The 20351-nt window shown below is 66.6% G+C and carries 22 protein-coding genes; 10 read left to right on the top strand and 12 right to left on the bottom strand.

Annotation, left to right across the window (positions count from 1 at the left end):
- The first annotated feature begins 299 nt into the window (after nucleotides 1-299).
- The 10 genes from J2S73_RS19780 to J2S73_RS19735 all read left to right on the top strand — a co-directional run bounded on the left by J2S73_RS19780 (nucleotide 300) and on the right by J2S73_RS19735 (nucleotide 8929).
- The gene (locus tag J2S73_RS19780; RefSeq protein WP_306887410.1) at nucleotides 300-1214 is read left to right on the top strand and encodes a hydrogen peroxide-inducible genes activator; all 915 of its coding nucleotides are present in this window, start codon (nucleotides 300-302) and stop codon (nucleotides 1212-1214) included.
- Between the two features lie 117 nt (nucleotides 1215-1331).
- Nucleotides 1332-1532 carry a hypothetical protein gene (locus tag J2S73_RS19775; protein ID WP_306887409.1) on the top strand — a complete coding sequence of 67 codons (201 nt, stop codon included), beginning with the start codon at nucleotides 1332-1334 and terminating at the stop codon, nucleotides 1530-1532.
- 63 nt (nucleotides 1533-1595) lie between these two features.
- The gene (gene mbhE, locus J2S73_RS19770) at nucleotides 1596-3899 is read left to right on the top strand and encodes a hydrogen gas-evolving membrane-bound hydrogenase subunit E (RefSeq protein ID WP_306887408.1); all 2304 of its coding nucleotides are present in this window, start codon (nucleotides 1596-1598) and stop codon (nucleotides 3897-3899) included.
- A complete protein-coding gene (locus tag J2S73_RS19765; RefSeq protein WP_306887407.1) occupies nucleotides 3896-4345 on the top strand; it encodes an MnhB domain-containing protein in 450 nt (149 codons plus the stop codon). The genes mbhE and J2S73_RS19765 overlap by 4 nt, the downstream gene beginning before the upstream one ends.
- A gap of 4 nt (nucleotides 4346-4349) precedes the next feature.
- Complete coding sequence (locus J2S73_RS19760) at nucleotides 4350-4715, top strand: NADH-quinone oxidoreductase subunit K (protein WP_306887406.1); 366 nt, start codon at nucleotides 4350-4352, stop codon at nucleotides 4713-4715.
- Entirely contained in the window at nucleotides 4712-6223 is a 1512-nt protein-coding gene (locus tag J2S73_RS19755) for a proton-conducting transporter transmembrane domain-containing protein (protein ID WP_306887405.1), read from the top strand. Before J2S73_RS19760 ends, J2S73_RS19755 begins: the two co-directional genes overlap by 4 nt.
- The gene (locus J2S73_RS19750; RefSeq protein WP_306887404.1) at nucleotides 6220-6537 is read left to right on the top strand and encodes a Na+/H+ antiporter subunit E; all 318 of its coding nucleotides are present in this window, start codon (nucleotides 6220-6222) and stop codon (nucleotides 6535-6537) included. Before J2S73_RS19755 ends, J2S73_RS19750 begins: the two co-directional genes overlap by 4 nt.
- Entirely contained in the window at nucleotides 6537-6827 is a 291-nt protein-coding gene (locus J2S73_RS19745; protein ID WP_306887403.1) for an MrpF/PhaF family protein, read from the top strand. The genes J2S73_RS19750 and J2S73_RS19745 overlap by 1 nt, the downstream gene beginning before the upstream one ends.
- On the top strand, nucleotides 6824-7939 hold the full coding sequence (gene mnhG, locus J2S73_RS19740; RefSeq protein ID WP_306887402.1) for a monovalent cation/H(+) antiporter subunit G: 1116 nt from the start codon (nucleotides 6824-6826) through the stop codon (nucleotides 7937-7939). Before J2S73_RS19745 ends, mnhG begins: the two co-directional genes overlap by 4 nt.
- A gap of 27 nt (nucleotides 7940-7966) precedes the next feature.
- Nucleotides 7967-8929 (top strand): universal stress protein, encoded by a 963-nt coding sequence (locus J2S73_RS19735; protein WP_306887401.1) that lies wholly within the window; start codon nucleotides 7967-7969, stop codon nucleotides 8927-8929.
- 164 nt (nucleotides 8930-9093) lie between these two features.
- Here J2S73_RS19735 and J2S73_RS19730 read toward each other — a convergent pair whose 3' ends face one another.
- From J2S73_RS19730 to J2S73_RS19675, 12 genes are all read right to left on the bottom strand, one after another.
- Nucleotides 9094-9942: an outer membrane protein gene (locus J2S73_RS19730; protein WP_306887400.1), complete on the bottom strand. Its 849-nt coding sequence runs from the start codon at nucleotides 9940-9942 to the stop codon at nucleotides 9094-9096.
- Between the two features lie 102 nt (nucleotides 9943-10044).
- Nucleotides 10045-10368 carry a hypothetical protein gene (locus J2S73_RS19725; RefSeq protein WP_306887399.1) on the bottom strand — a complete coding sequence of 108 codons (324 nt, stop codon included), beginning with the start codon at nucleotides 10366-10368 and terminating at the stop codon, nucleotides 10045-10047.
- A 101-nt stretch (nucleotides 10369-10469) separates the two neighbouring features.
- A complete protein-coding gene (locus J2S73_RS19720) occupies nucleotides 10470-11504 on the bottom strand; it encodes a helix-turn-helix domain-containing protein (protein ID WP_306887398.1) in 1035 nt (344 codons plus the stop codon).
- Nucleotides 11505-11631: 127 nt separating this feature from the next.
- The gene (locus J2S73_RS19715) at nucleotides 11632-12219 is read right to left on the bottom strand and encodes a nuclear transport factor 2 family protein (RefSeq protein WP_306887397.1); all 588 of its coding nucleotides are present in this window, start codon (nucleotides 12217-12219) and stop codon (nucleotides 11632-11634) included.
- A 93-nt stretch (nucleotides 12220-12312) separates the two neighbouring features.
- The gene (locus J2S73_RS19710; RefSeq protein ID WP_306887396.1) at nucleotides 12313-13764 is read right to left on the bottom strand and encodes a DUF1254 domain-containing protein; all 1452 of its coding nucleotides are present in this window, start codon (nucleotides 13762-13764) and stop codon (nucleotides 12313-12315) included.
- Between the two features lie 386 nt (nucleotides 13765-14150).
- A complete protein-coding gene (gene rpsD / locus J2S73_RS19705; RefSeq protein WP_306887395.1) occupies nucleotides 14151-14768 on the bottom strand; it encodes a 30S ribosomal protein S4 in 618 nt (205 codons plus the stop codon).
- A gap of 212 nt (nucleotides 14769-14980) precedes the next feature.
- Nucleotides 14981-15718: an AbiU2 domain-containing protein gene (locus J2S73_RS19700; RefSeq protein WP_306887394.1), complete on the bottom strand. Its 738-nt coding sequence runs from the start codon at nucleotides 15716-15718 to the stop codon at nucleotides 14981-14983.
- A 144-nt stretch (nucleotides 15719-15862) separates the two neighbouring features.
- The gene (locus J2S73_RS19695; protein WP_306887393.1) at nucleotides 15863-16903 is read right to left on the bottom strand and encodes an ABC transporter ATP-binding protein; all 1041 of its coding nucleotides are present in this window, start codon (nucleotides 16901-16903) and stop codon (nucleotides 15863-15865) included.
- Nucleotides 16900-17721, bottom strand: a complete 822-nt coding sequence (locus tag J2S73_RS19690; protein WP_306887392.1) for an ABC transporter permease — start codon at nucleotides 17719-17721, stop codon at nucleotides 16900-16902. Before J2S73_RS19690 ends, J2S73_RS19695 begins: the two co-directional genes overlap by 4 nt.
- A gap of 34 nt (nucleotides 17722-17755) precedes the next feature.
- Nucleotides 17756-18820: an extracellular solute-binding protein gene (locus tag J2S73_RS19685; RefSeq protein ID WP_306887391.1), complete on the bottom strand. Its 1065-nt coding sequence runs from the start codon at nucleotides 18818-18820 to the stop codon at nucleotides 17756-17758.
- 2 nt (nucleotides 18821-18822) lie between these two features.
- The gene (locus J2S73_RS19680; protein ID WP_306887390.1) at nucleotides 18823-19596 is read right to left on the bottom strand and encodes an ABC transporter permease; all 774 of its coding nucleotides are present in this window, start codon (nucleotides 19594-19596) and stop codon (nucleotides 18823-18825) included.
- Nucleotides 19597-19647: 51 nt separating this feature from the next.
- Nucleotides 19648-20322 carry a TIGR00725 family protein gene (locus J2S73_RS19675; RefSeq protein WP_306887389.1) on the bottom strand — a complete coding sequence of 225 codons (675 nt, stop codon included), beginning with the start codon at nucleotides 20320-20322 and terminating at the stop codon, nucleotides 19648-19650.
- Nucleotides 20323-20351 lie beyond the last annotated feature (29 nt).

Below are 20351 nucleotides of genomic sequence, written 5' to 3'. Positions count from 1 at the left end.
GGCGACGGCGATCCGATCTCCTTGCGGAGCGCCTTCTGCGACCGACGGCCTGTTTGCCCTCGGATCGCCGCGCCCGATGCAGCGCTTCCTCATCGTCGATAAGGGCATGTCGTGGCAGACTGTTCTGATATCGCGGGGCGGGCCGGGGCTGGTTTGGGCCACTGGACGCGACCCGGATCTCGATATCGGGCCAGTCGAGCCCGCCGCGTTCGACGTCCGAGCTATGTTTGCCAGGCCCCGTGCCCGAAAAATCGACAGCAGGCCAGGTCGGAGAAAAAGGAAGGCCCACCATACCAACCGTGAGGCAACTTCAGTCCATCGTGGCGCTCGCTGAAACACTTCACTTCCGGCGGGCGGCGGAGCGGTGCGGGATCAGCCAGCCGTCGTTGACTGCCCAGATCCAGGCAATCGAGGCCGATCTCGGCGTGCAGCTGTTTGAACGCAGTCGGTCCCGGGTGGTCACCACGCCGACGGGTCGGGAGGTCATCGACCGCGCTCGGCGCGTCCTTGCCGAAGTTCAGGGCATCGAGGATTTCGTGGCGACCGTCCGCAGCGGCGTGATGGACGGCACGATCCGGCTCGGCGTCATGCCGACGCTCGGCCCCTATCTGCTGCCCCATGTGGTCGCACAGCTGCACAGTGAGCACCCGGCCCTCAAGCTCTATGTTCGTGAGCGTCCTCCACGCGGACTGGAGGAAGAGCTTCTGCGGGGCGACCACGACGTGATCCTGGCGCATCTTCCCATGCGCAGCGCGGACGTCGTGACCGCGCGTCTGTTTCGTGAGCCCCTCTATCTCGCGCTGGCGAGAGACCATCCGCTCACTGCCGAGCCCGAACTGCGGACAACCCATCTGGCCGGTCTCAAGGTTCTTTCGCTCACGGCGCAATATCATCTTCATGAGCAGGTACTGTTCCTGTGCCAGGAATTCGGCGCAACGCTCGAACTGGCTTACGAGGGAACGAGCCTCGATGCCCTGCGCTCCATGGTGGGCATGGGAATGGGCGTAACCTTCCTTCCTGCCCTCTATGCGCGGTCCGAGCTCAGTCACGCCAGCGACGTCGTGGTCCGCCGGCTTGGCGATCGACCCATCTCGCGCTCCATCGGCCTCGTCTGGCGCAAGAGCGCAGGTCGCGCGGTGACCCACCGGATGATCGCAGATTCAATCCGGTCGATCGTCCGTCGCGAGTTTTCGGACCTGACCCTCGAGACCTGAACGCTCGCGCTGCGTGATAGGATAATCCGATCAATCCAGATCTGAAACTCGATTGAGGCTATGACGCGGGACTCCCATCTCCGGCATGTAGACGGCAGATCGCTTGGGAGGACTGCTATGCCGAAGACAGCTGACATCATGCGGCGGGTACGCCGGCTTTCCCAGATGAAGCGCGCCATGGACGCCCGGCTCGATGCGGCCGGCGGTCCGGGAAGAGATCCCAAGGATCCGCATCTGGCGACGCTTCGCCTCATGCGCGCCGACGTCTCGCGCCGTCTCGAGCGGCTGCGCGGGGCCGGCTTCCGGGCGCTGGCCTGAGAGCTGCGGACTGGCGCGCCACGGCAGCGAGCTGTCGGCGCGCCAGGATGCCAGTCCGGACCCATGGCCATATCCCTGACACTTGTTGCAGGATCGTTCGCGGGAGCGGCGCTCTTGCCCTGGACCCTGGGACGTCTCAGCGCCCATGCGCTGGCCGTCCTTCCGCTCGCCGTGTGCGCGACGCTTTTCGCGTACGGCAACGATATCCTGGCAGCCGGCGGCGAAACCGTCCGGTGGGCCTGGGTCGAAAGCCTCGGCATAGCGCTCGCATTCCGCATCGACGCGTTCTCGCTGCTCTTCGCGACGCTGATCAGCGCGATCGGCGCGCTCGTCGTGATCTATGCCGCCAGCTACATGGATCATGGCACGGAGCGGCTTCGCTTCCTGTCGCTGATCCTTGCCTTCATGGCGGCGATGCTCGGCGCCGTGTTCGCGAACGACGTCATCCTGTTCTTCGTGTTCTGGGAACTGACGAGCGTCCTGTCGTTTCTCCTGATCGGCTTCAAGAGTGAAGACGCGGAGGCGCGCCGCGCGGCAAATCAGGCGCTGATGGTAACGGCCGGCGGCGGGCTCGCGCTGCTTGCCGGCCTCCTGCTCGTTGCCAACATCGCCGGCACGACCGAAATCACCGCCATCGTCGCGCAGGGAGAAGCCATCACCGCGGATCCGCTGTTTCCCGCAGCGCTTGTTCTGGTGCTGGCAGGTGCCTTTTCGAAGTCGGCGCAGGTGCCGTTCCAGTTCTGGCTCGCCAACGCGATGGCCGCGCCGACGCCTGCGTCCGCCTATCTGCATTCCGCGACGATGGTGAAGCTCGGCATCTTCCTTCTCATCGTGCTGGACCCCGCCTTCGGACACTCCGAACTCTGGCAGACCCTGCTGGTCGGCTTCGGTGGTGCGACCATGCTGGTGGCCGCCGTCCAGGCGCTGCGCGTGGAACGCTTCAAGGCGGTGCTCGCCCAGACCACCGTCGCCGCACTCGGCACGTTGACCCTTCTCGTCGGACTCGACAATCCGGTCGCCGCGGTCGCCACCGTCGGGTTCTTTCTCAGCCATGCGCTCTACAAGGCCGCGTTGTTCTTCGTGGCCGGAAACGCGATCCACGCCACCGGGGTCGCCCGTCTCTCGCAGATGAGCGGACTTTTCCGGGCGCTGCCGCTCACGGCCATTGCGGCGGTCGTGGCGAGCCTCTCAATGGCGGGTCTACCGCCGTTCATCGGCTTCATCGCCAAGGAGCTCCTGTTCGAGGCGAAACTCACGAGTGCAGGCATCTCGGCACTCCTAGCCGTGGCAGTGATCGTGAACGCGGTGCTCGTCGCCGTCGCCGCCGTGGTCGCGCTCCGGCCTTTCTTCGGGCGCGAGCAGAAACCGGCCACGCTGCGTCACCGCGAGCGGTTCGGTCTCGTGATCGGGCCAATCATGCTTGCGGGTCTCGGTGCGGCATTCGGCCTTGCGCCCGGACTTGCCTCGTCGGCCATCCTCGCCGACGCCGCGTCGGTCGCGGCGGGCGAGCAGATCGACACCAAATTGAAGCTCTGGCACGGACTGACGCCAATGCTTGCGTTGTCGGGGCTCGCCGTCGGCGTCGGCGCTTTCCTCGCCTGGCAGTGGGAGGCGGTCCACAGAATGCTGGCGCGCGTGTCGGTTCCGACGCCGATGCACGCCGAGCGACTGTTCGACCGCCTCGGCGGGCTGGTGCTGGCCTGCGCGCGCACAAGCACGGCGGCGATGCAGAACGGCTCGTTGCGCCGCTACACCCTGGTGCCTCTCCTTGCGGCCACGGCGCTCATCGTCTTTGCGCTCGCGCGGACCGGCATCGCCGTACCGGACCTGACCTTTGACCGTCCCTACATCATCGGCATCGTCGGCGTGCTGGTGATCGGATCGGCGCTTGCCGCGCTGGCGAGGTCGTTTCTCACCGTCCTGGTCGGCGTGGGCCTGGTGGGCTATGCGCTCGGCGTTCTCTTTCTGAAGAAAGGGGCGCCCGACCTGGCGTTCACCCAGTTCGCCGTCGAAACGGTGTTCGTGGTCATCGCAACGGCGGTGGTGCTGCGCCTTCCGGCCTCCGCGCTCGACGCGCGCACCATCCGCCAGAAGCGGGTCGATGGCGCGGTCGCGCTGTCCCTCGGTGCAGCCTCGACCCTTCTCGCGATCAGCCTTCTTGCGAGCCCCTTCGACGAGCGCGTCAGCGACTATTTCCGTCTCGCCTCCTACACGGAAGCGTTCGGCCGCAACGTCGTCAACGTCATCATCGTGGATTTCAGGGCGCTCGACACCCTGGGCGAGATCGGCGTCGTCGCGCTCGCCGCCGTGGCCGCCTTCGGGCTGATGCGGGGCCTCAGACTGCGCGCGAAGAGGAGCCTGCCATGAAGGGCGTATCCGGTCGCCACGGGACGCGTCCCGTCCTGCCGTCGCCAATCCTGGCCGCAAGTGCGGGCCTTCTCGCGACGCTCATGGCGGCGGTCGCCGTGATCATCCTTCTGCGCGGACACAACGCACCGGGTGGCGGCTTCATTGGCGGACTGGTCGGAGCGGGGGCCCTGGTGGTGATCGCCTACGCGTTCGGCGTGCGCAAGGCGCAGCGGCTCCTCCGGGTCCACCCGGTGGCGCTTGCCGGCTGGGGGCTCGCCCTGGCGCTGATTTCCGGGCTCCCGGGGCTTCTCGGCGGCGTTCCGTATCTCACGCACCTCTGGGGCGACATCGAGAGCGAGGTCGGCGTCCTCAAGGTCGGCACGACTTACGTCTTCGATCTCGGCGTCTTCCTCGTGGTGGTCGGTGCCGTCTCCGCCTTCTTCTTCCTGTTCGAGGAGAACTGACCGGATGGAAGCCTCGCTCGCCCTCGGCTTCGGAGCTCTGATCGCAGCCGGAACCTACATGCTTCTGGCTCGGCATATCCTGCGCATGGTTCTCGGCTTGTCGCTCATCGCGGTCGCGGTGAACATGCTCCTGTTTCTCGCCGGCGGGGTCGGACCCGAAGAGCCGGCCCTCATTGCCGCAGGCGCAGAGGTGGCCGCCCCCGGCACCGCGAACCCGCTGCCGCAGGCCCTGGTGCTGACGGCCGTCGTGATCGGCTTCGCGCTGCTTTCGTTCGCCCTCGTCCTCGCCTACCGCGTCCAGCTCGCGCTGGGTTTCGTCGACACCGACGCCATGCGAGAGGCGGAACCTGCCGGGGAGGACGGACGATGAGTGCCGATCTTCTTCTCATCCTTCCGGTCCTGATTCCACTCGCCGCGGCGACCCTGTGCACGATCGTCTGGGGATCGACGCGGCTTCAGGCGGCGGTGACGATCGCAGCGGCCGCCGCGCTCCTCGTCGTCTCCGCGCTTCTCGTGGTCCGGGTGGCAGACGGCACCATCCTCGTGACGCGCTTCGGCGACTGGGCGGCGCCGTTCGCCATCGCGTTCGCCGCCGACCGTCTCGGCGCCGCCATGGTCCTGGTGACCGGGCTTCTGGGGCTGGCCGTCGCGGTCTACGCACTCGCGGACGTCCGGCGGATCGCCGCGCTCTCCGGCTTCTATCCGCTCTACAACGGTCTTTTGGCGGGTGTGGCCGGCGCCTTCCTGACGGCCGATCTCTTCAATCTCTACGTCTGGTTCGAGGTGATGCTGATCGCTTCGTTCGGGCTTCTCGTCCTGAACAAGACGCGCGAGCAGCTCGACGGCGGTCTCAAATACCTTGCGCTCAACATGCTCGGCACGCTGTTCTTTCTCGCGGCGATCGCGCTCCTGTACAACGCCGCCGGCACGCTGAACCTCGCCGATCTCGCCATGACCCTGCAGGGAACGAGTGGAACCGCCGCGGCCACCGCAGCGGCCTGGCTCCTGCTGCTCGCCTTCCTGATGAAGGCCGCGGCCTTCCCGCTGTTCGCCTGGCTGCCCGCGTCCTACCACACCGGGTCTATCGCGGTGGCCGCGATCTTCGCGGGCCTGCTCACCAAGGTCGGCGTCTACGCCATCATCCGGATCTACACTCTGGTGCTGCCTCTGGAGGGGACGGCGCTGCAGACCGTGCTCCTCGTCGTCGCCGCGCTCACCATGGTGACCGGCGTGTTCGGCGCAGCTGTACAGTGGGACGTACGGCGGATCCTGTCGTTCCACATCGTCAGCCAGATCGGCTACATGCTGCTCGGCCTCGCGCTGTTCACGCCGTACGCCATCGCGGCCGCCGTTTTCTATGTCGTCCACCACATCATCGTGAAGGCCAACCTCTTTCTGGTGGCCGGTGTCATCGGCCGCGTGGGCGGCACCTACGACATCCGCAGAAGCGGCGGGCTGATGATGCTCTCTCCGCTGCTGGCCGTTCTGTTCCTGATACCGGCGCTGTCGCTCGGAGGCATTCCGCCGCTGTCGGGTTTCTGGGCGAAGCTGATGGTCATAGACGCCGGTCTTGAAGACGAGGCGTGGATCGTCACGGCGGCCGCGCTCGCCGTCGGTCTCCTGACGCTGTTCTCGATGGGGAAAATCTGGGCTTACGCCTTCTGGCGAAGCCCCGCAGATGGCCGCTCCCGACCGGTGGGCTGGAAGCGGATGGTGCCGATTGCCGCCCTGGCGGCCGTGACGCTCGCGATCGGCTTCAGCGCCGAGCCGCTAGTCGCCTTCTCGCTCCAGGCCGGTCAGCAACTCATCGATCCGGCCGACTACATCGCGGCGCTGACGCCACCGATCGAGGACACCGTCGCGGAGAACGTCCGATGAAGCTTTTTGCCTACACCCGCTTTTTCGGAATTTTCGTCCTGGAACTGGTGCGATCGTCGCTCGCGGTCTCGCGGGCAATCCTGTCGGGAGATCGCTCCATGCGATCGGCCGTGGTCGCCATCCCGCTCGACCTCGAGAAGCGGGCAGATGCCGCGCTTGTCGCCAACGCCGTGACCCTGACCCCGGGCACCACGTCGCTCCATCTCAGCGAGGACGGCCGCAGCCTCTACGTCCACGTCATGGACTGGGCCGGCGACGAAGCGACGGTCGACGCAATCAAGTCGCGGTTCGAACGCGTGCTGAAGGAGGCCTGATGCTGGAGATCATCGACATCGCCCTGGTTCTGTTCGGCGCGATCGCCGTGGTGCTTGGCGCCGTCAGGGCCGTCATCGGACCGCACATGGTCGACCGGGTCATTGCGCTCGACATGCTGACCGTGGCGGGGGTCGCCTTCGCAGCGCTCGCAGCGCGGGCATCCGGCTCTGGCGCGTTCCTGGACGTCGCCCTCGGAATTGCCCTGATGGGCTTCGTTGCCACGATCGCCTTCTCGCGGCTGATTGAACGGCTGCCCGAAAATCCGGAGGACCGGGAGGAAAGGCCGTGATCGAGGTTCTCGCCTACTTGCTGAAAGCGATCGGGACGACCTTTCTCCTCATCGCGGCGGTCGGAGTTGTGCGCCTTCCGGACGCGTTCACCCGGATGCACGCGGCCACCAAGGCGGGCACGCTCGGAGCCGGCCTGGTTGTTCTGGGCAGTGCGCTTCCGCTGGAAAGCGCGTTCTCAATCGGCACGGCGATCGTCACGCTTCTCTTCCTCCTGCTCACAGTGCCGCTCGCCTCGCACAGCCTCGGCCGTGCGGCCTATATCGGTGGCGCTCCGTTCTGGCAGGGCACCGCCTCGGATGCCCTTGATGGAACGTTGCCGCGCGGAGAACCGGCCGAGCCGAAATCGGCGCCGGTGGAGCCGCTCGCAATCGAGCGGATCGTCGTCATGCCGACCTATGAGAGCGACTGCAACGCCAGCACACAGGCGGTCTCGCTGGGCCGCGCGCTCGACGTTCCCGTGGTGTGTCTTGGTGTCATCGACCCGAGGTTCTTCGAGACGGCCCCGGAAGGTCGCGGGCTCGCCCGTGAACGCGCGCAGTCCACGTTGAGCCGCGCTATCGCTCTCGGTGCGCAGGGCGCGCCGATGGAGCTTGTCGAGGCCGATCCGCGCACGGCCCTCGCTCGGGTCGTACGGGACGGCGACCTGGTGGTGCTGCCGTCGCGCGGCTGGTTCGACCATGGCGCTGGACGTGAGCCCGAGGACATCTCGGGCCGCGGGGAAGCCTTGCTGCCGCTGGCGCGGAGCCTTGCGCAGCCGGTTCTGTTCGCAGGCGAACCGGCGCCGGTCCGCCGCATCTCCATCCTTGACGACGGCAGTCCGGCGGTGGCGCGGGCGCTGGCCACGCTCGCAACGCTCGAACCATTCGGAAAGGCGGATCTCGTCGTCCACTGGGCTCGAGACTACCAGCCGGAATCGGAACGGCGCGCCGAGCTGTCGGCCGTCTGTGACGGCGTGGCGTTTTCCGCCAGGCGGAGCGGCGCCGGCGTTATCGACGATCCCGGTGAGGTCGTCGTCTCCACCTCGCCGCACAGTGGTCGTGCCGACTGGTACGGCCTCGACTGGCGCGACCGTCTGGCGCCCGGCTGGCGCGGCCATCTGCTCCTCGTGTGAGCGCGACCGTCCGATCGGAGGCATGATATGGACCGGTTCAAGAACATCCTTGTGATCTGTGACGGCACCCGCCTCGATCGGGACGTGATCGACCGCGCGAAACCGCTTGCTGTGGAAAACGGGGCCGCGGTGACGTTGGTCGATGTCGTCGCCACGGCTCCTGGGGAGCTTGCCCGCCTCTTTGCTGCCTTGCCTGGCGATCATGCCCACGAGCTTGAAGAACAGATCATCGCGACGCATCGCGCCCGTCTTCAGGGATTGGCACAGCCGCTCGTCGCCGCGGGGATCTCGACCGCTGAAGTCGTTCGTCAGGGTACCCCGTTCATCGAGATCATCGGCCATGCTCTGCATTTCGGCTGTGACTTCATCCTTCGGAGCGGGTCCGGCCCGAGGAATGGAGAACGGGCGCTCGATGGACTGGACATGCACCTGATCCGCAAGAGCCCCGTCCCATTCCTGCTGTGGCGTGGGCAGACGGGCGCGGGGCTGAAACGTGTTCTTGCGGTCGTCGATCCGAACGACTCCGATCCCCACCGCAACGCGATGGCTCACGACGTGATGAAGCTTGCGACATCGTTTGCCGCCCACGATGCTGCAGCACTCGACGTTCTCGACGTCTGGCACGTTCCCGAGGAGCAGGTGCTGCGACACCAGCTTGAGGCGGATCTGAAGGCGGATGCGGACTGGCTCATCGAACGGGTCGAGAGCAGCGTCTCGCGCGATCTCGACCTGCTGGTCGCTCGATACGCCGGGGTGGGCGCCCAGATCCAGACGCATCAGGCCAAGGGGTCGCGGCAAGCGATCGTTCCCGAACACGTCGCCCGGCACGGCATCGATCTCGTCGTGATGGGGTCTCTCTCGCGCCCGGACGTGCCTGGTTATCTCGTGGACGAGGACGTGGAGATGATCCTCAATCGGGTCGACTGCAGCGTCCTGACCGTGAAGCCGGCCGGCTTTGACACCCCGGTGCGGCCGTCCGCTGCGGCGTAGGCTCCGGCGGGGCTTTCCGGCCTGTGCCCGCGGCTTCCGGTTGGACGGAAACACAGGGTCCGCATCCGCAGACCCGTAAAGGTGACGCATCTCTCTAAGGATTGCCCGAGGGAGCCTGGTCAACGGAACGTCGTCAGCCCGAAGCCTCTTCGGTCGCCACGGGCCTAAAACGTGAAAGAGGCGCCGATGATCGGTCCGTGGATCGTGGTGTCGAACTCGAACGGACCGTCCTGGTAGTCGACGCCCACAGCGCGATAGCCGGCAAGGGCGGAGATCCGGTCGGAAAACTCGTAGCCGACCCCGCCGAGCAGGTCCCAGCCGAACTTCGATCCGCCCCCGCCGCCGAGCGCCATACCGGTCAGATAGACATGGTCTGACAGGTCGAAACGGCCCTTCAGGCCGCCCATGGCGTCGACCCAGGTGGCGTTGTCCTCGAAGCCGCGGCCGTTGAAGAAGCCGCCGTTGAAGGAGAGTTCGTTCCTGACCGACCAGAGCCGGGCGCCGCCCACAACGTCGAGGCGCGCATTGGACAGGTCCAGGATCGAGTAGCCGGCAAGCGCGGTGGCCTCCATCACGGTCGACCCGAAGCTCACGTTGGAGGCCGCGATGCCGTAGGGCGTCGTCTCCTTGGTCGACAGCTTCAGAAAGAGCAGGTCAGTGCTCAGGCTGAACCGGCCATGGCGGGCCTCGCCGGCCAGCATGACCGAGAAGTCGAGGTCGCTCAGGATATCGGAAAAGCTCATGTCGACATCGACCGCAGGAGCGCCGAAGGAGGAGACGGTTCCGGACATGCCCGCCGCCCAGAAATAGGGGGCGACGCTGACAGTCCAGTCCGGCTGCGAGACCGGCTTCGTGTCGGAAGCAGGGGCGGCAGGGGGAACGAGGTCCGCCGCGATCGCAGCCGAGCTGATGAGGACGGCACATGCCGCACCGAAGGCAAGGGCCGCGCGGGACGGCATCAGATGTCGAAGGTCGTTCATGTGCATGGTCGCCCGAAGGCGTCTCCCTCTCATGCGGGTCTCCCGCGCTTCGGCGGAACGGCCTGAAAGTCGCTGTCGACCAGATGCGTCCACCGGGATGGAAAAGGCCCGGACGCCGGGCCGCAGACTTTGCGATCAGTCGGGCGCGCAGGCGTGGTCGATGAGCTGGCGGACCGCGAGGGGGCCTTTCCACGACCGATGCGGGGAAAACAGCCAGTTGAGCGCGCGCTCGGACAGCCACGGGAAGAAGTCGCGCGTGATCTCGGCGATGAACAGTCGGTCGCTCCTGTGGATGGTGGTGCGCAGACTGCCGTAAATGGTGTCGGCTTCGCGCGCGGTGTCGATCAGCCAGAAGTCTTCGCTCACCCGATAGGTGTCGCCAAAGCGCTCGCCGAGTGCCTGGTCAAAGGCGCGTTCCTGCGCTTCGTCGGACGCGTAGTAGACTGCGTAGACCGTCATCTCCGTCCCCCGTCACTTACGGCGCATGACGTCCGACCCGACGCCGTCACCGTCCCTCAGACGTATACGGAGTACCCAACTGGCCGGCTTGTTATTTCACGTCAGCGGTCCCGGCGGATCCGCGCCCGGAATTCCGAGGGCGAGCAGCCCATCCAGTTGTGGAAGGCCTTGGTGAAGCTGGCGTGGCCCTCGTAGCCGACATGCATCGCGATCTCGAGGATCGGCCGGTCGGTCTCGCGCAGCAGGCTGAGCGCGCGCGCCATGCGCGCCTGACGGAGGACCTCACGGTATGTGTAGCCCTTCTGGCCGAGCAGGCGTTGCAGGCTTCGGGCACCGGTGCCGACCATGCGGGCCGTTCCGTCGATGTCGGTCTGCCCGTCGAGAAGCCTGAGCGCCACGATGGCGGAGATCGAGCGCGCGGGCTCCGGCGCATGTGACAGGACCAGGTCCGCGGTCAGTTCCCTGAGCGTGACGATCCCCGCAATCGATCCGGGCTCCTTGTCCCGCCGCGCGCGCAGATCCTGGGCCGCAAAGGCGATCCCGGTACCGTGGCACCCGTAGCGGACCGGGATCTGCAGTCGGCTTTCCAGGAGGTGGGCCTCGGGATCGCGCGGGTAGGGCAGTTCGACCCATTTCGGCGTCCATCGATCGCCGAGATATTCCCGGCCGATCAGGATCATGGGGCCAAGCAGGTGATCCTTGTGGTGGATCGATGCCAGGCTGAAAGCCGGTCCGACGCATCGCCACAGCCAATGATCGTCGCGTTTCAGGAGCTCCAGCCGCCCATGAACCGCGTGGGAGCGGAACGTCAGGCAGTAGCGCTCGATCGCTTCGCCCAGCGTCGGCGCGGCCGCGCCGTAGGTGCCCCAGAGACCGTAGCCCCACGCCTTCGCCATTTCGAAGCCGACGTCGAACCCGAAGGTGCGATCGCCCAGAACGTCGGCGCACCTTTCGAAGAGTCCGATCATGCTGTGAAGCGGTATCGGCGTCTGCGGTTGGCCGATCACCGCGAGGGGAAGCCCTTCCCGTTCGAAGGCCTTCCAGAGTTCGCGCTCGCCGGCGCGTCGTTCGAAGAGCGCCGGAAGCGGACCGAACCCGCTGGCCCTTACCAGGGAAACCGATCCGTCAGACGCCATCCGCCCACCCCGCCGCCCCGATCTGCGAAGACATCGGCGTCGGCGACGACGCTTGATGGCGCAGCACCCGATCCGGGAGCGCGCGCAAGCGCCCGTGCATGCTCGACCGAGTGTGCTTCAATCGAGCCTATTCCGGAAATGCCGCGTCAGGGAAGTCATGCCACCGCCTGATCTTCCAGCCGTCCGGCCCTTTCTCGATCCAGCCTTCGTAGTTGAGGCTGGAGACGGCGGTGAAGGTCTTGCCGTCCTTCGCGTTGGTCAGAAGCCCGACGACGCTGACATGCGCGGTGTCGGCCGTCTGGTCCAGAAACAGGACATTCGCCATCAGGTGGCGGCGCAGGTTGCCGGAGGTGCGGAACTCGGCCATCCGCTTCGTCCAGAACGTGCGGAACGCGTCGCCGGTGAACGAAACCGGCGTTTGGCCGGGCACGGCGGCCACAAAGACGGCATCGGGTGTGAACAGGCTCAGCCAGGCGTCCGCGTCGGTGTTGTCATAGGCGAATGCATAGGCGGAGATCAGGTTGGTGATCGCCATGCGGTCGGTGACGTCGAAGTCCGTCGTGCCGGGATTGCGGTCCGGCGCATAGGACCGCAGCGGGGCGGCCGTGGCGGCAGGGGAGCCGACCCCGGGCGCGGCCGACTCGGCAGAGACGGCGCCGCCTGCGAACAGGACGGGAAGCGAAACCGCGATCGCTGCGGCGACGACCTTATTCATGCGCACTCCATCGGTTGAGGTGCGCCGTCGCCACCGGGGCGTGTGGTGGCGACGGCGACCACCCGGACCCGGGCTTCCCCGGCTCCAAGCCGGCTACTGCGCGCTCGAAGCCTGCTCGGCGCGGGCGATCGCCGGCGGCGCCCATTTCCCGATCAGCGCCTCCGGCCGGGGTGCATACAGGCGCATGGTCACGTTGAACGGCCCGGCCGGCGCCGGCAGCCAGTTCGCCTGCTTGTCCGCGCCGGGGCTTTCATGCTGGACATAGAGGTCGATCGACCCGTCGGCGTTCTTCTTGAGCGGCATCCAGCTCGACAGCGCGAACCGGTTCAGCTCGTTGGCGACCTGAAAGCCGTCGTTGTCGTAGACGGTCACCGACCAGAACGCGTCGACCGGAGGGATCTCGGACGCCTCGAAGTGCAGGACGTAGTCGTTCGTGCCGTCGAGCGGCTTGCCTTCGGCGTCGGTGAGCGAGATCGGATAGATCGCGTCCTGGGGCACGTTGGCGCCGAGGCCGATCTGCGCCATGATCGCGCGCTTGAGGTAGTAGTTGCCGTAGACGCCGACGGTGTCGACGTCCATCGACCAGCCGTTGACGGTCTCTGCGATGGTCGGCGTCTTCCAGGCCATCAGCTGCTGGGCGGACTTCGGGGCGGCTTCGATGGCCGCCTTCACGACGGGATCGGCGGCGTCGAAATCGAAGCTCTCGCCGGGCGCGATGCCGAGCCGAGCCATCCGCGCGACGATCGGCTGATCGGTCGGGTGCGGCGGGTTCACCTCAAAAAGCTTGGCCGCGTAGGCGAAATAATCCTTGCCCGCCATCGTATCGACCTGGACCTTCGGCGGGGTCTTCACGTCGACGGTCGGATCCGGCGAGAATGTCGGCTCCGAAACGTCCTGGCCCCATCTGGAGAGCGGCGTGACCTTGTAGCCGTCCTGGATCTTGTGAACCGCGTCGTAATCCGACGGCCCGTCGGTCTTGGTGCGGCCGATGATCCAGACATAGGGCGTCGGCGCGTCGATCCGCTGGGTGCCGTCCGGAAGGCCGAGCGTCCTGGCGAAATCCGTGCCCAGATCCGGCCGCCAGCCGGGCGGGGTCACCAGGAAGGTCGCCGCTTCCGTACCCGTTGTCCGCCATCCCGGCGAGGCGAAGACGTCCGTCCACATGTCGAGCATCGGCAGCAGATAGTAGCGGCCGCCGGTATCGGGTGCGGAGACGATCATCGGTTCCCCGGTCAGATCGAGGAACGTCGACGAATAGAGGGTATCGAAGTTCGGCCGGACGACCGACTTCTCGTCGGCGGTCGGGTAGGCGCGGACGTTGGTGAACCAGTTCTCCACGCCGCCGAACGAATATTTGGCCGGGTCCAGGCTGGAAACCTGGCGCCGGGTCAGATCCATGGTCACCAGCGGATAGAAGTAGAGATAGGCCTCGACCGCGAGGGTGTTGGCTTCGGTCTGGGTGAGGGTCTGCGCCTGGGCGGTGCCGCCTCCAAGCAGAACGGAAGCCGAGAAAACGGCGCCCACCAGTGCATTTTGAAGCTTCATTCTGTTTCTCCGACTTCCGTCGCTCCTTCGCCGGGCCGGCGCCAACTGCTGGGGCTGCCGGTCCGGCCTGTGTTTGGCGGCGTCATGACACGGCGGGTCTCGCGGATCGCGGCGAGCAATTCGGCGTGTGCGGACCGTCCCGACGCCTCATGCGATGCCGGGGTCCTGGCCCCTCAAGCGCAGCGACGACATTGAAGCCGCTCCAGCCAGCCGGGGCTTTGCAATTTCCGTCAGCCGGGGAGGACGGAGACCGGCCAGGGATCGCCGTGCGGCGCCGGACCGATGGGGCGAGGATTGCCGAAGGGCCTGCGTATCCGGGGGGCGCGCACAAAAAAGGCCGCCCCGGCGGGGGCGGCCACGAAAAGGCTGCAGCAGATGAGCCCGGATCAGCGCGAGTAGTACTCGATGACCAGGTTCGGCTCCATCTGGACCGGGTAGGGCACGTCGCCGAGGCCCGGGATCCGGTTGTAGGTGGCCGTCATCTTGGTGTGGTCGGTGTCGATATAGTCCGGCACGTCCCGCTCCGGCAGGCCGACGGCTTCCAGGACCATGATCATGTCCTTGGAGCGCTGGCGCACCTCGATGACGTCGCCGACCTTGCAGCGATAGCTCGGGATGTTGACCTTGCGGCCGTTCACCATGACGTGGCCGTGGTTCACGAACTGACGCGCGGCGAACACGGTCGGCACGAACTTGGCGCGGTAGACGAGGGTGTCGAGGCGGCTCTCGAGCAGGCCGATCAGGCGCTCGGAGGTGTCGCCCTTCAGGCGCACGGCCTCGTCGTAGATCTTGCGGAACTGCTTTTCGGCGATGTTGCCGTAGTAGCCCTTCAGCTTCTGCTTGGCGCGCAGCTGCACGCCGAAGTCGGAGAGCTTGCCGCGGCGGCGCTGGCCGTGCTGGCCGGGGCCGTACTCGCGCTTGTTGACCGGGCTCTTCGGGCGACCCCAGATGTTCTCGCCCATGCGGCGGTCGATTTTGTACTTCTGCGAATGACGCTTCGACATATGGATCCGTGTCCTTGCAATGAATGAGGATCCCGAAGACCGGCGGCCTTCCGGATCCGTTGGACACGCCCCCTCCTTTGCTGGATTGACCGGAACCGGTCGAAACAGCCGACAGGGACGACGCGAGTCGGACGCTCATCCCGCGGGTGCGTGAAATCCGCCAGCGTTGCCGCCAGCGAAGGGGCGTGAGATAGGCGATCGGGGCGTGGAAGTCAATTCGGGGCCGACGCGAAAGACCAGAACTCCAAGGCATCCTTCAATTCGCGTTCCTCAATCTGACCAAAATCAATCCCTTTGCCATCAATCGCGAGGATAGCAGATGCCACAATAGCCTCTGCTGTCTCGATCAAAATCAGCAACTCTTCGGATGTGGGCTTAGTGTCTGAATCGGTGAACAGGGCGAAGGCCTTAAATGAGGAATGCGCAAGCACAGTGTCCCGGTAATTCTTCAGTTTCTTTGCTCCGGCCTTTCCTATCGGGTCTCGACTGAGGCGTTCGTATTGTGCGACAGCCTGGTCGATTGCCTCGGTTACAACTTTAGCAGCATCCCCTGCTGTGCTTGAGCCCCAAAGCTCAGGAAGATGCGAAGCAAACACTGCAAGCCGGGATCGAACGCGCTTCTGCCTCAGAAGGCGGACCAACAACGGGATCGACGCCGTGTCGCTACTGTTGAGCCGGTTGGCCACAGATTGGCCGCTACGAGGCGTAGGAATTTCATAGAGGGTCGCAAGGATTAAGACCATCCGAATCCTTAGACTGCGCATAATGGTCGCGTAGGTTAGATTGTCTGTTTCGCTAAATGCTGCGGTTCGAGATGTGTGGTTAGCAGCCTTAATCACTGCCTTAAGGCGAACTGCATCGGTTGTTACAGTCTCGACCCACCGGGCAATCAAGAATACCCGATTGAGAGCCTGATCCCTGGACAGGCGCTTTGACTTTTTCTTTGTCATTCCCCTGCCTCCCACGCCAGCGAATGCTCAGGATAGCTGTTTTGGCGTAATCGGCGCTATCCATGCCCAGCGAGCCCGCGCACTCAGCCGTTTCGCTTGTCTCTTAATCGATTTTGGGAGGCGGCCGGCCAATCTGCCCGGTGATCAGATGGCCGATGCGCCGGTCGCGAGCAGGCCGTCGGGATCGACGCTGACGGTGACCTGATCGCCGGGCGCGTAGGGGCGGATGCCCGGCGCGAAGGCGACGAGATGCTCGCCTTCAGGCCCGGCGAGGTCGACGCGCTGGCGGGGGCCTTCGAAGAGCGCGGCTTTGACGGTGAAGGTCAGGCCATTCGCCGCGCCGACGACCGCCGCTTCCGGGCGGAAGGCCAGCGTTGTCTCCCCGTTCGGCCGGCCGGGCAGGGCAAGCGTCCCGGCGGCGGTGGTGAAGACGCCGTTCTCCACCGTGCCGGAAAGCCGGTTCACATGGCCGAAGAAGCCGGCGACATAGTCGCTCTGAGGGGCGTAGTAGACCTCGCGCGGCGTGCCGACCTGGGCGATGCGGCCCTTGTCCATGACCACCAGCCGGTCGCCCAGGGTCAGGGCCTCGGCCTGGTCGTGGGTGACGTAGAGGGCGGTGGCGCCCTGGGCGTGGATCATCGCCGCGATTTCCGCGCGCAGCCCTTCGCGAAGGCCCGCGTCCAGCGCCGTCAGGGGCTCGTCCAGCAGGATCATGCCGGAGCCCGGCGCAAGCGCGCGGGCGAGCGCCACGCGCTGGCGCTGGCCGCCGGAGAGCTGGTCGACGCGGCGGCCGGCGAACTCCTCAAGCCGGGCGGTGGCGAGCATCTCGTCGACCCGGGCCTTCCGCTTCGCCTTCGGCCAGCCCTGGACCCGGAGCCCGTAGCCGATGTTGCCGGCGACCGACATGTGCGGAAACAGGGCGTAGGACTGGAAGACCATGCCGACGCCGCGCTTCTCGATCGGCAGCGTGGTCACGTCGCGGCCGTCGAGCATCACCCGGCCGCCGGGATCGGGCCGGTCGAGGCCGGCGACCATGCGCAGAAGCGTGGTCTTGCCGCAGCCGGACGGGCCGAGCAGGACGACGATCTCGCCGGCGGCCACAGTGAGGTCCACCGGGGTGAGCGCCCGGGTGCCGTCCGGATAGGTCTTGCCGCAGGCTTCGAGAGTGAGCTGCTTGCCGCTCATGCCGCGCGCCTCGTGCGCGGGCGGACCAGCTCGGCGATGGCCATGACGGTGCAGGCGAGCGCGATCAGGACGAGGGACATGGCGGCAGCGGCCGGCAGGTCGGAGCCGGAGTCGGAAATCTTGGAATAAAGGACCATCGGAAGGATTGCGATCTGGGTTCCGGAAAGGGCGAGGGCCGTGCCGTAGGCGCCGAGCGCCACGGCCGCGCACAGCGCGAAGGCAACGAGGCAGGCCGGCGCCACCTGGGGCAGGAGGATGTCGCGGAAGGCGCGGAAGCGGGACGCGCCGAGCGCCCGGGCGGCCTGGATCTGCTCGGTCTCGAAGTTGGCGACCACGGGAAAGATCACGAGTACCGCGCGCGGGATCAGATAGTAGCAGTAGGCGATCGCGAGACCCGCGGGGGTGTAGATCAGTCCGCCGACGACGGCCGGATCGGCGCCGAGGTCGGCGAGCAGCATGGTGACGAAGCCGGAGCGCCCGAACACCAGGATGAAGCCGTAGGCGACCACGAGCCCGGAGAAGGAGAGCGGCACGGCGATCACCGTCAGAAGGGCGGTGCGCTTGGCGGGACCGAGCCGGGCCAGATGGAGCGAGACGCCAAGGCCCACGGCGGTGGAGACGGCCGGCGCCAGCGTGCCCAGCACGGCACTGCCGACGAGACCGCGCCAGAACACGGGATCATCGGCGAGCCGGCCGAACGCGCTGCCGCCGTCGGACAGCGCCTCCGTCACGACGCCGGCGAGCGGCCAGGCGAGAAAGACGACGAGAAAGGCGCCGGCGGGAACCGCCAGCGCCCATTTCAGGATCGACGCGCGCATCAAGACCTCCGCGCGCCGCGTGTCATGACCGGTGTCATTGCGCCAGAACGGCCTTCGACCAGGCTTCGTCGATCTCCGACTTCATCGCCTTGGCCTTGGCCACGTCGAGCGGCTGGAGCTGCGGCGCGGCCGGCATCATCTCCGCCACCTCGGCCGGCAGCTTCACGCCCGGCACCGAAGGCCGCACGAAGCCGTCGGCGAAGCGGGCCTGGCCCTCGTCGGACATGATGAAGTTGAGCCAGAGGCGGCCGGCGTGGGGGTTCGGGCCGTCCTTGACCAGGCTGATGGCGTAGGGGGCGGCGGCGGAGGCCTCCTCCGGGATCACCACTTCGACGGCGTCGCCCATGCCGTCCTTGTACTTCGCCTTCAGGCCGTCGTTCTCGTAGCCGATATAGATCGGGATCTCCCCCTTGAGGAACTGGGCGTAGGGGGTGGTGCCGACGGTGCGCATGACGTTGCCGTTGTCGTGCAGCTTCTTCAGGTAGTCGATGCCCGGCTGGACGTCGTCCATGGAGCCGCCGTTGCCCAGCGCCGCTGCGAACACCACGACCTGGCCCTGGCCGGTCGAGCGCGGGTCGAGATAAACGATGGAGTTCTTGTACTTCTCGTCGGTGAGGTCGGCCCAGCTGGTCGGCACGTCATCGACGAGGTTGGTGTTCACCAGGAAGGCGACGTTGAGGGTGTGGATGGTGAACCACTTGCCTTCCGGATCCTTGAACGGCTCCGGCAGCTTCTCGAAGTTGACCGGCTCGAACGGCGCGACCACGCCCTTGTCGGCGGCGTCCAGGGCGGAGCCGGCGAAGTAATAGGCGGTGTCGGCCTGGGGCCGGTTGCGGGCCTTGTCGAGGGCGACCACCGTCGCGGCGGAGCCAAGGTCGTTGTAGACCATCTCCACGCCCGGATAGCGCTCCTTGAACGCCTTGAACTGGGCGGCCCAGTTGGCCCAGGTCGGGCCGGTGTCGAAGGACACGACCATGCCCTCTTCGGCGGCCTGGTCGTAGAGCGACTGCTCGCCGTCATAGAGCGGCTCGCCGTCGAAGGCGTGGGCGGTCGTGGCGAGCGCGAGCGCCGCAACGGCCGTAAGTGCAAACCTCTTCATGGTCAGGTCTCCCTGTGTGTGGCCGCGGACAGGGTGGCCGCGGCGGTTCCGGTGATGAGGGAAAGGGCGAGAAGGATGACCGTCGCCGCGCAGGCGAAGCCGGTGGCCCCGTAGAAGGCCTGGAGCAGGACGATCGGGTAGGTGCGGTCGAGGAAGCCGGCGATCAGGTTGGACAACTGGAATTCGCCGATGGAGATCGCGGCGACGGTGACCAGCCCGGTGAGCAGGCTGGTGGCGGACACCGGCACGACGATGTCGATCAGCCGGCGCCAGAAGCCCGCGCCGAGCGAGCCGGCGGCGGCCTCCAGATCGCCGAGCTTCAGCGCGGCCATGTCGTTCATGAGCGTGGCGACGAGATAGGGCAGCGTCAGCAGCACATGGCCGGCGACGAGCAGGTAAAAGGAGCCGAGCCAGGGCGTCACCGCCGTCGAAAAGGCGATGATGAAGCCGAAGCCGAGGGTGATCTCGGGAGCGGCGACCGGAACCAGCATGAGAAGCCGGACAAAGCGCGAGGCGCTTTCGCGGCCGGACGTGACCGCCGCATAGGCGAGCGGCAGGCCGATGAGGGCGGCGACCAGGCACGTCGTGCCGGTCACCTGGAGGCTGGTCCAGAAGGCGCGCACGAAGCTCGGGTCGTCGAGCACGGCCCGGTACCAGTCGCCGGTGAAGCCGGCCGGCAGCAGCGTGTTGGTCCATGTCTCGCCGACGGAACCGACGGCGAGCAGCGCGATCGGCAACGCGAGATAGACGAGATACGCCCAGGTGACGAGCGCCATCGGTCCCCCCTTGGTGGTCGAGTTCTTACATAGCCCGACCTAATGTAAGTTTTATGACGTCAGTGAGAGTTGCGTTTCCCCGGCAGTCGCATTCTTTGGTTCGGTTTTTTCCAGGCAGAGAAGATGACCGGCGAGCCGGTCGATGGCGGCGTCGACGTCGCTGCAGGCCACGGCTCCGGCGACTTCGGGGGCGCCTTCCAGCGTCATCACCAGCCGCTCCCACTGCAGCCCGTAGGCGATTTCCGACAGGGTGCCGTAGCCCCCGCCGACGGCGATCAGCGCCGTGCAGGCCCGCGCCAGGATGGCGTTGCGGGCCGGGCCGATCCCGGTCGCGATCGGGATCGCCACATAGGGATTGGCCTCGGTCCAGTCGCCTTCCGGTAGAAGCCCGATCGGCTGGCCGCCCGCCTCGAGATTGCCGCGGCAGGCGGCTTCCATGACGCCGGTCTTGCCGCCGCACATCATCTGGACGCCGATCTCGCCGAGGGCGCGGCCGAGCTCGTAGGCAATTTCTTTCTGCCGGCCGCCGGGCTCGCGCGGGCCGATCACGCCGACCGGGATGCGCCGGACCCGGTTGCCGGTCATGACCATGCGCAGGGCTTCGCGGGCGCTGACCGGGGCAAGGTCGGCGGGCGCCGTGCCTGCGACCCATGTCTGGGCCCAGGGATCGAAGCGCTCGCTTTCTCGCCAAAGGGCACCGTCGCCGCTACGCTTCAAAAGTGGCATGCGCGATCTCTCATGTGGTAAATCCGAAT

Source organism: Amorphus orientalis (assembly GCF_030814015.1).
Taxonomy (GTDB): domain Bacteria; phylum Pseudomonadota; class Alphaproteobacteria; order Rhizobiales; family Amorphaceae; genus Amorphus; species Amorphus orientalis.
This window is presented reverse-complemented; position numbering and strand designations above follow the sequence as displayed.